Genomic DNA, 9,106 nt, shown 5'->3' with positions numbered 1-9,106 from the left:
ACTCGTCAGCGGCCGGGCCGCCAGTTCCCCCGCCGCAAACGCTCGGCGGCCCATCGACTGCGGTTCGCGAAATATGGCAAACGGATACTCGCGTAAACTTAATGTCATTGCCCTGCCAGGGAGAGGGAAGATCGAGCGTAGCGAGAGCGGGTGAGGGTAATGGCCAGGATGAATACAAATAACAAACGCTAATGAGTTTTGACGCTCAAATTCGGTAATAGTCGATGCGTCTGTAGGGGCGACTGGCCGGTCGCCCCTACGCACCGAGGAGCACAAGATACGGTATGTTTCATTACCGATTTTGATTATCAAAGTTCATTGGGCATATAGAGGCATACATCTGTACGCCCCTACTTTTCTCTTCTCGTGACCACTAAACATCCCAACATCGACATCCCTCGTCTCCGCCGCTTCGATCGCTCTGCCATCGCTGCGGCGCTGAACCTGCTCGAAGATCGGCGACCTGCACGACAAGAACAAGCACTCGCGTTGCTTGATGAACTCAGTACCCATCCAATATCTGCTCATGTTGTTGGCATTACCGGACCACCGGGCGTTGGCAAGAGTTCGCTGATCTCGTGCCTGATAGAACAAGTGTCGGTAACAGGGAAACGTGTCGCGGTTGTCGCAGTTGATCCATCGAGTAAGGTCTCTGGTGGTGCATTACTTGGCGATCGTGGACGCATGCAAGTACCAACGGGTGCATCGGTCTACATTCGCAGCTTTGCCGCACGCGATCGTCTTGGTGGGTTAAGTCGCGAGGCCTTCTCGGCGGTGTTTCTCTTACGTCATCTGTGCGATGTCTTGTTAATTGAGACTGTCGGCGTCGGACAAAGTGAAACCGACATCGCCCATATCGCCGACACGGTACTCATGGTCATTCAGCCGTTTTCTGGCGATGTGCTGCAATTCATCAAAGCCGGGGTAATGGAAATTCCCGATGTGCTCGCCATCAACAAGGCTGATGATGAGGCGTTAGCACGCAAGGCAATGGCGGACGTTAAAGCAGCCTTGTCTCTTGAGCAGCAATCGTGGACGCGGCCCGTGTTAGCGGTGAGTGCAGCGACGAACCTGAATATTGACAAGCTGGTAGCTGCCATTGCTGCCCATTATCACCACCTTGACGCTACAAACGCATTGCAACATAAACGTGCAGATCAGGCGATTGCATGGGCCACAAGTGAAATTTTGCATGAAATTGGTCGTCGCGGACTTGTCGCGCTAGGTGGACCAGAGGGTGTTCACACGCTGTGGTCACAACAGCCTGCGACCTTGAGTGAGACGCATCGATTACTGGCACTCTTTCGCCAGGTACGATATAAAAAGTGACGGAAGGAGCACAGGTTCAAGTTCCTCAAAATAACCGCGAAGGGATTGTGGATGATGTTGCTGACACGGGATGAAATGACATTGTATCGCGGTGCGCCCCGGTTCTCGATTGCGAATGATCGTGAGATTGTTCTTCGTGCGCTCAGCCATTTATTTTATGGTGAAGTGGGTGCCGTTAAAATCGGTCAGTGGGTCACCAAAGCACCAGACATGGAAGGCATGTGGGAGACCGTCAAGCAAACGCGGGACGAAACCCGTCACGCGGGAATTTTTCGGCGGCTTTTACAACGCTACGACGCAGCGCCTTCTGCGGCGCTGGTAAGCGATATGGATGAGTTGCATGGTGTCGTCAGTCACTCATGGGAAGAAATGCTCTTTGAATCGATGGTGGTTGGCGAAGGGCTCGCGCTCGTGCTGATTTATTTTTATCACGATGTGATCAGTGATCAGCCGATTCGCCGTGGGCTGCAACGTGTGATTCATGACGAGGAAAGTCACGTTGAGTATGGCGAGCGCAAAATGATGCAGTATCTTGCCAAAGATCCGTCACTGCGCGAGCGACTGCTAACCATGCAGGAGAAACTGGTCCAGCATTACGCTGGCTTTATCACCGGGCAAGCACCCGCTGACCCGTTAGAGGAAATGATTGCTGAGTTTCCAATGTCGATTATTCAGATGCATATGACACGACTGCAGCGGATGGGGTTAACGTAGGGCAGGCTGTTCCTGCTACCTCGGCGGGCACAGCCTGCCCTACAGTTTAGAACTTCACCCGCACCCCGCCAAACGCCCCAAGCGGTGCGCCGGGACCAAGAAATCGCTCTAATCCTGTTCCATCGCGGCGATTCTCAGCAAAGGCTCCGTACGATTCATAGTTCGTATCGAACATGTTTTCGAGGCGGAAGAAGACATCAAAGAACTGTGCACTATATGTGAGTTGCGCATTCGCCACAAAATACGGTGACAAGCGTTTGCGCTTATTATCTTCGTCGCCACGCAAATATTGTGAGCCCACATAACTCCCGTCGAGATTGATACGGAGATACGGTGTCAACGCAAACTCCATACCACCAGCAATACGATGGGCAGGAACGAGTGGTAAGCGATGACCTTTTTTCACACGAGCCAGCCGATCTTCGCTGGCGAAAGTGAAGAGGTCGATATCATCCTCAAATGTCGCATCCGTTAACGTGTAATTGGCGTACCATTGCAGCTTTCTCCACGCTCCCTGGAGCAGCAGTTCAATCCCTTGCCGACGGGTGGCATCGATATTCTGGAAATATCCGCGCAACTGACTGCGGGGTTCATTGCGAAAGAGGATGTCATCATCGAGTTCAGTGCGAAAAAACGCGAGCGTGGTTCGGAGCCCCGACAATGGCGACCACCGCACCCCGGTTTCCCACGTTTTCCCTTTAACGGCCTTTAAGGGAGGGTCGTCAATGATTGCGGTCGGTACCGGACACGGGGCGTCTGGATTCGCGCAGGTTAACTCGACCGCAGTTGGTGCACGATAACTTTGGCTGTAGCCTGCGTACAGACTCAGATTGTTGGTCAGTGCATACGTCGCGCCAAGGGCAGGATTGAAACGCTTAAAACGATGGCTGCCGCTGGCATCGGTCGTGCGCGCGTCAGCTTCGTCATTATCTTGACCGGCAAGACGGTCTTTGATTTGGAGCGACGTCATGTCAAAGCGTCCGGCGGCAGTAATCGCGAGGCGTTCGAGCGGCTCTACCGTCAACGTTATAAACGCTCCACCACCGTGTGTCTGGGTGTGAATGCGCGTTTCAGCTTCAAACGGCTCTTTCTCTCCCCCTGCGAATCTATCGACTTCTCGCTCGTCGATACGGTAATTGAGCCGCGCGCCGTTGTAATCAAGTCCCACTGCTGCTGTCACTGGCAGGTTCAACCATTTCCCTTGATAGGCAAGTTGCGCAGTGCCGCCCCAACCACGCTGCCAAGTACGTGCTTGTATTTCTTCATCGACTCCAGGGTTAAATTGATCGATGGAGAGAAAACGACCAAAAGCGTTGGTCGAGAGCGTAAAGCCTCCGCCAAGGTCACGGCGATACTCGCTATTCAATAGCCAGACTTCTGGGTCGAACTTATCCGGATGGGTATATACTGCAGAGCGGTCACGCTTGAGAATACTTTCTGCAAGTGGGCCGTTACCGGTGAGATGGTTATTCGTATAGCTCAAGGAGAATGCCAGATCATTTTTTCCTTCGACATAGCCGACCTTGCCAAACACTTGTCCAACGTCACTGCGCGAGAAGTCGCGAAATCCATCTTCCATGAACCGATTGGCAGAGAAGAAATAGTCGAACTTCCCACGGCTCCCACCAGTCTGCGCCAACGTCCGCAAGCGCCCAAAGCTTCCCCCCCATACTTCGAGCAGTGAACCAGGGTTGGTCAGCCCCCGCTTGGTCTGCATAACAATCGCCCCACCGAGGGTGTTTCGCCCATACACAGGATGTGATCCAGGAACGAGTTCAATACGATCAATCGCGTCAACCGGAAGAAGATCCCAATTGACATGATCAGCGAGCGGTTCATTCACTCGCACGCCATCAAGAAACACACTCAGGCCTGGTGGAGTACCGATAAGAAATGAACTGACGAAGCCACGATAGCTAACGTCAGGTTGATAGGGGTTGTTCTGCACATGAGTAAGATTCACACCGGCGAAGCGGCGTGAAAAGAAGTCGGTCAGCGTGAAAGTTCCACTCGCCTGGATCTCTTTTCCTGTCGCCACTTGCACGTTGGCCGGAACCTGCTCGCGAGGAACAGGAATACCAGTCAGGGGAGTTGTCCCACGAACCTCGACCGTGGGGAGAGTCTGGGGTGAAGGACCAGAAGTTTGCGCTTCACTATGTTGGGAAAAGCTAACCGCGTACAGGAGTGAAACGAGCCATAAGCGGCAAAGGCCGCGCCACGACCTCATGCTTTTCCGTAATCATGGAACCCCTTGCCGGTTTTGCGACCGAGATACCCAGCCGCAACATAGTTGCGTAACAACGGACACGGACGGTATTTGTCCTCGCCCAGTCCGTGGTGCAACCGCTCTAACACTGCCAGGCAGGTATCAAGGCCGATCAAGTCAGCTAGAGCAAGAGGACCCATCGGTTGGTTCGTTCCGAGCTTCATGCCTTGGTCAATATCCGTTGCGCTCCCGACTCCTTCATAGAGCGCGTAAATCGCTTCATTGATCATCGGCAATAAAATGCGATTGACGATGAAACCTGCATAGTCTTTCGCGAAGATCGTCGTCTTGCCCATTTTCTTGGCGAGAGCATCAACGACTTGCGAGGTTTCTTCTGCAGTAGCTAACCCGCGGACGATCTCAACCAGCGGCATCACTACGGGCGGATTAAAAAAATGCATGCCGATGACTCTGTCTGCGCGCTTCGTTACCGCCCCAAGTTGCGTCAGTGAAATCGACGACGTGTTACTGGCAAGAATCACATCAGGACGAGCAATTTGATCAAGCTGTTGGAAAATGTTCTTCTTGATCTCATAGTCTTCGGGTGCCGCTTCAAGAATGAGGTCAGCATAGCGGAATTCATGGAGGTTCGCAGTCCCACGCAAACGACCGAGAATGGCACGTTGCTCATCCTCGGATAACTTGCCGCGCTCAGTCAAGCGCACCAAACCTTTGTGAATAGTATCCAAAGCACGAGTAACGATTGGCTGGGTCACGTCATAGAGAATCACCGAGATGCCAGCCTGCGCAGCGACTTGCCCAATGCCACCACCCATTTGGCCGGAACCAACAATACCAAGCGTACGAATGTCTTTCATAATTATGCGGGGAGTTGATTCTGTCGTTCGAGTTCAGTAATCCGCGCGATCACCTGATCCATGAGGTAGCCCGGTGTCGAAGCCCCTGCCGTCACGCCTATTTCCTTCACACCGGCAAACCACCCAGGCTCGACCTCGGCTGCTTCCTCAATGTGATACGTCATTGCTCCTTCTTGTTGACAGACCGTCGCCAGATGGCGGGTGTTCGAGCTGTTCTTCCCGCCAACCACGATCATCACTTGTACTTCACGGGCAAGGTCACGGGCAGCATCCTGCCTCTCGATGGTTGGGTTACAGATAGTGTTGAAGACTTTGAGTTCCTTACAACGAGGAGCAAGGTTCGCAAGAACCGCACTCAAGCGTTCAGGCTCTTGCGTGGTCTGCACGACTAGTCCAACCTTTTTGTTTGCCAGTTTGACCGTACAGGCCTCTTCCGGTTTCTCAATGATCGTGGCATGGCCACCAGCATGTCCGACGGTGCCTATCACTTCGGGATGCTTGGAGTTACCGAAGATCACCAAGTGATAGCCTTCATTCACTAGCTGTTTGGCACGATTCTGCACGAGTGTCACCAACGGACAGGTTGCATCAACGACGGTCAAGTTTTTCTGCTCGGCTTGTTTGTAGGTTTCCGGCGGCACCCCGTGCGTGCGAATGATAACGGTTCCACCAATTGGCATCTCGTCGAGAGACTCAATCGCACTCGCACCTCGGTCTGCCAAAGATTGGACAACTTGAGGGTTGTGAATAATTGGCCCCAGGGTTCGCACCTGAACGTCGCTATGCGTTTCAGTGGTCTGATGTACCATGTCGATGGCACGCTCGACTCCCCAACAGTAACCAGCATGTACCGCTTTACGAATATTTCTCACGCCCGCTTCTCCTCCTGCACCTTCTGAAACGACCCCACAGTTCCGGTCTGCGAGCCGATCCAGAGTTCGCCGCCTTCGTACAACTCTTTTTTCCAGATCGGTACGGTTTCCTTCAATTGATTGATCGCGTAGTGGCACGCTTCAAGGGCGGCATGACGGTGCCCTGATGAGACCGCTATAGCGACACTTGCTTCACCAATATCGACACGTCCGAGACGATGGATCATGGCAATTCTTTTCACCGGCCAGCGTTGTAAAACCTCTGCCGCAATTTTCTCCATCTCTTTCTCAGCCATGCCGGGGTAGCACTCATATTCGAGGCGCGTCACGTTGCGACCTTCATTGGTATCGCGTGTCATGCCGACAAACGTGGCCATCGCGCCAGCGCCTGGATCGGCAACGAAGTCTGCCAGTTCCTGGGTGTTAATGGGGTCTTGGGTGATTTTGCAGAGGATGTTCTCATTTGCTGATGACATAATGTCGTCTCATGACTTCGTACAGAATAGGGAATCTCTGAGAATAACCATAGTCATCCGGAAGGATCATTACTGAGCAACGCGGAGAATCTCTCAGGAGAGACGCACGAGAGGTGTTTCGCAGCACTCAATATGACACTCTCGGATAGGCATCTGAATCCACATTCCACATTCCACAATCGCCAATCCGCAATTCTTCAACCCCCACTGACCGGCGGAATAAATGCGAGTTCGTCATTATCTTGAAGGGGGTGCTGCTTGTCAACGTATTCCTGAGCCACGGCAAAGGCCATCGATTTTTCAACCGCAGCAAGTTCAGGATGCTCCTGTTTCAGCAGCTCCCATACGCTACCAACCGTTGCCCCAGCAGGAACTTCCCGTACTTCTTCGCTTTTTTTCAGTCGCTCACGCAATGAGGCGAAGAACCGTAAGTGAATACGCATAGAATTCTCTCACGCAGAGATGCAGAGACGCAGAAATTAATGGGTATGCCGTTCGCCTCGCAGGACAAACAACATGTGGCCAAGTTCAGGTAACACGAGCTTTGTCATCCCAAGTTCCACCGCACCGGTTGAGCCAGGGAGTGAGATCACCACTTTTCCTTTTGCAACACCTGCAGTCGCTCGTGTCATCATCGCCGCTGAGCCAATATCTTGGTAGCTCAACATGCGGAAGAGTTCACCAAAGCCAGGAATCTCTTTTTCAAGAATTCCTTGGATGGCTTCAAAGGTCGTATCGCGCGGAGCGATACCGGTTCCACCATTGATGATAATCGTGTCGACATCTGCTTGGTCCAGTAATGTCCGTACCGCAGCAGAAATTTGCGTCGGTTCATCTTTGAGAATCTGGTACGACGTCACCGTATGCTGCTGGGCAGCAAGTAAGTCTTTGATCTTCTTGCCACTGGTATCGGTCTCAACCGTTCGCGTATCGCTCGCTGTAATCACCGCGCAACGCACCGCACGGTGGGCCTTGTCTTTGTGTTCGCTAACCGCCATAGGTTTCTATGTATATCGTGACAGGGGGCAATCGCAACCCTACGGAGGCACCTTGTGGAAACCATTAAAAAACTCGATCAACAACGCCATGAACTGAAAGCGCTACGCTATTTGTTGGATTTCTTCCCGCAAAGTATGCAGAACCGCGAGGCACTCCCGAGTCGCGACGATTTTCAGATTGCGGATTGCCAACTCATTTACGACGTATTGCTGTCAGCGAAAACACAAGAAGAAGCCATAAAGACGATTGCCGACCTTGAGGTTGAAGATACAGATGTTGAATCGTTCCTCAGGCTTGGGGGCAAGTTTTACCATGCCTATCCAGCAATGGTAAAAGAGCGAGGAAAAGACTTTCGTGCTGGGACAGTAAAAGTTGTTGTTCCAGGCGAATGATTCAGGATTGAGGGAGAGAATCTATGGAATACCGAACGCTTGGTGGAACTGGAGTGAAGGTGAGCCATTTCTGTCTTGGGGCGATGATGTTTGGCTCGAACGGAAACACAGATCACAACGAGTGCATTAAGATCACCCATGCAGCCATCGATGCAGGAGTCAATTTCATTGATACGTCTGACACCTATTCTGAAGGCGAGTCTGAACGCATCCTGGCAAAAGCTTTGAAAGGGCGGCGTGACCAGGTCGTGTTAGCGACAAAATGCTTCTTTCCACCGGGACGCGCTGGACTGATGACCCGCTCTGGAAAGAATGCGACCGATGGTGGAGGTTCACGTCGCTGGATCATGAAGGCGATTGAAGAGAGTTTACGCCGCCTGGAAACCGACTACATCGATGTCTACCAGCTCCATCGCTGGGATTGGGAAATGGATATTGAAGAATCGATCGCCGCGATGACCGATCTGCAACGCGCAGGAAAAATCCGTGTGATCGGGGCCTCGGCATCACCGGCAGAATGGATTGTCGAAGCGCAACGCATCGCTGAACATCGCCATCTCGCCCGTGTACGCAGCGAGCAATGCATCTACTCGATCTTCAGCCGTAAAGTCGAAGAAGCGGTCCTACCGACATGCCAACGTCATGGTGTCGGTGTGATGGTCTATGCGCCGCTGGCTGGTGGGTGGTTAACTGGAAAATACAAGCGCAATGAACCTGCTCCAGAAGGCAGTCGTGCCGCCGGGCGATTAGGCCGCATGGGAACCTGGGATATTGAACGCGCAGAAGTGCAACGCAAGTATGATCTCATCGATGCCTTGCAGGGCGTTGCGCAAGAAGCTGGGCTTTCGCTCACTCATATGGCGACGGCATTTGCCGCGGAGCATCCAGGAGTGAGTTCGGTGATTATGGGGCCAAAGACGTTTGCTCAATTACAGGACACGATGGGCGCCGCCGAGACGCGCCTCACATCAGAGATATTGGATCGTATCGACAAGATTGTCCCACCTGGAGTCCGGATTGACCCGAAGGAATCATTTATTCCTAACCCTGCGCTTGATGATCCAATGCGGCGACGAAGATCGCGATAGCCGGAGGGGCGCAGTAGGCAGCGCCTGGCCTGATGAACGAAGAGGAAACACGAGAGGCAGGAAGGAGGAAAGAGCGACACCCGATTTGTTCCGCGGGAGCAAGCAAAGAAGGTCTTGTGAGCGAGCAGCGATGGAGCTAAGAGCGACATAGG

At 52.8% G+C, this 9,106-nt stretch carries 10 protein-coding genes; 4 read left to right on the top strand and 6 right to left on the bottom strand.

Annotated features, from left to right (window positions below; genetic code table 11):
- The first annotated feature begins 366 nt into the window (after positions 1-366).
- The gene (locus FJ147_25110; GenBank protein ID MBM4259166.1) at positions 367-1,329 is read left to right on the top strand and encodes a hypothetical protein; all 963 of its coding nucleotides are present in this window, start codon (positions 367-369) and stop codon (positions 1,327-1,329) included.
- Between the two features lie 51 nt (positions 1,330-1,380).
- Entirely contained in the window at positions 1,381-2,043 is a 663-nt protein-coding gene (locus FJ147_25105; protein MBM4259165.1) for a ferritin-like domain-containing protein, read from the top strand.
- Positions 2,044-2,089: 46 nt separating this feature from the next.
- Here the strand turns inward: FJ147_25105 and FJ147_25100 are convergent, their stop codons facing one another.
- The 6 genes from FJ147_25100 to FJ147_25075 form a co-directional block, all read right to left on the bottom strand.
- Positions 2,090-4,270 (bottom strand): TonB-dependent receptor, encoded by a 2,181-nt coding sequence (locus FJ147_25100; GenBank protein MBM4259164.1) that lies wholly within the window; start codon positions 4,268-4,270, stop codon positions 2,090-2,092.
- Positions 4,267-5,127: a 3-hydroxybutyryl-CoA dehydrogenase gene (locus FJ147_25095; GenBank protein ID MBM4259163.1), complete on the bottom strand. Its 861-nt coding sequence runs from the start codon at positions 5,125-5,127 to the stop codon at positions 4,267-4,269. The genes FJ147_25100 and FJ147_25095 overlap by 4 nt, the downstream gene beginning before the upstream one ends.
- A 2-nt stretch (positions 5,128-5,129) precedes the next feature.
- A complete protein-coding gene (ispH, locus tag FJ147_25090; protein ID MBM4259162.1) occupies positions 5,130-5,999 on the bottom strand; it encodes a 4-hydroxy-3-methylbut-2-enyl diphosphate reductase in 870 nt (289 codons plus the stop codon).
- Complete coding sequence (locus FJ147_25085; protein ID MBM4259161.1) at positions 5,996-6,475, bottom strand: molybdenum cofactor biosynthesis protein MoaE; 480 nt, start codon at positions 6,473-6,475, stop codon at positions 5,996-5,998. The genes ispH and FJ147_25085 overlap by 4 nt, the downstream gene beginning before the upstream one ends.
- Positions 6,476-6,672: 197 nt before the next feature.
- Positions 6,673-6,918 (bottom strand): molybdopterin converting factor subunit 1, encoded by a 246-nt coding sequence (gene moaD / locus FJ147_25080; GenBank protein MBM4259160.1) that lies wholly within the window; start codon positions 6,916-6,918, stop codon positions 6,673-6,675.
- A 36-nt stretch (positions 6,919-6,954) separates the two neighbouring features.
- Positions 6,955-7,473: a MogA/MoaB family molybdenum cofactor biosynthesis protein gene (locus FJ147_25075; protein ID MBM4259159.1), complete on the bottom strand. Its 519-nt coding sequence runs from the start codon at positions 7,471-7,473 to the stop codon at positions 6,955-6,957.
- A gap of 54 nt (positions 7,474-7,527) precedes the next feature.
- Here FJ147_25075 and FJ147_25070 point away from each other — a divergent pair, with 54 nt between their 5' ends.
- Positions 7,528-7,866, top strand: a complete 339-nt coding sequence (locus FJ147_25070; GenBank protein MBM4259158.1) for a hypothetical protein — start codon at positions 7,528-7,530, stop codon at positions 7,864-7,866.
- 23 nt (positions 7,867-7,889) lie between these two features.
- Positions 7,890-8,954 carry an aldo/keto reductase gene (locus FJ147_25065; protein MBM4259157.1) on the top strand — a complete coding sequence of 355 codons (1,065 nt, stop codon included), beginning with the start codon at positions 7,890-7,892 and terminating at the stop codon, positions 8,952-8,954.
- Positions 8,955-9,106 lie beyond the last annotated feature (152 nt).

Source organism: Deltaproteobacteria bacterium (genome assembly GCA_016874775.1).
Classification (GTDB): Bacteria; Desulfobacterota; Binatia; order Bin18; family Bin18; genus VGTJ01.
The sequence above is the reverse complement of the archived record's forward strand: the minus strand, read 5'-3'. Positions and strand labels throughout refer to the sequence as shown.

Bases quoted from the DNA above. Each gene is read 5' to 3' on its own strand.
- FJ147_25095 (MBM4259163.1), bottom strand. From the start codon at position 5,127: ATGAAAGACATTCGTACGCTTGGTATTGTTGGTTCCGGCCAAATGGGT.
- FJ147_25105 (MBM4259165.1), top strand. From the start codon at position 1,381: ATGATGTTGCTGACACGGGATGAAATGACATTGTATCGCGGTGCGCCC.
- FJ147_25065 (MBM4259157.1), top strand. From the start codon at position 7,890: ATGGAATACCGAACGCTTGGTGGAACTGGAGTGAAGGTGAGCCATTTC.
- FJ147_25100 (MBM4259164.1), bottom strand. From the start codon at position 4,270: ATGAGGTCGTGGCGCGGCCTTTGCCGCTTATGGCTCGTTTCACTCCTG.
- moaD (MBM4259160.1), bottom strand. From the start codon at position 6,918: ATGCGTATTCACTTACGGTTCTTCGCCTCATTGCGTGAGCGACTGAAA.
- FJ147_25085 (MBM4259161.1), bottom strand. From the start codon at position 6,475: ATGTCATCAGCAAATGAGAACATCCTCTGCAAAATCACCCAAGACCCC.
- FJ147_25075 (MBM4259159.1), bottom strand. From the start codon at position 7,473: ATGGCGGTTAGCGAACACAAAGACAAGGCCCACCGTGCGGTGCGTTGC.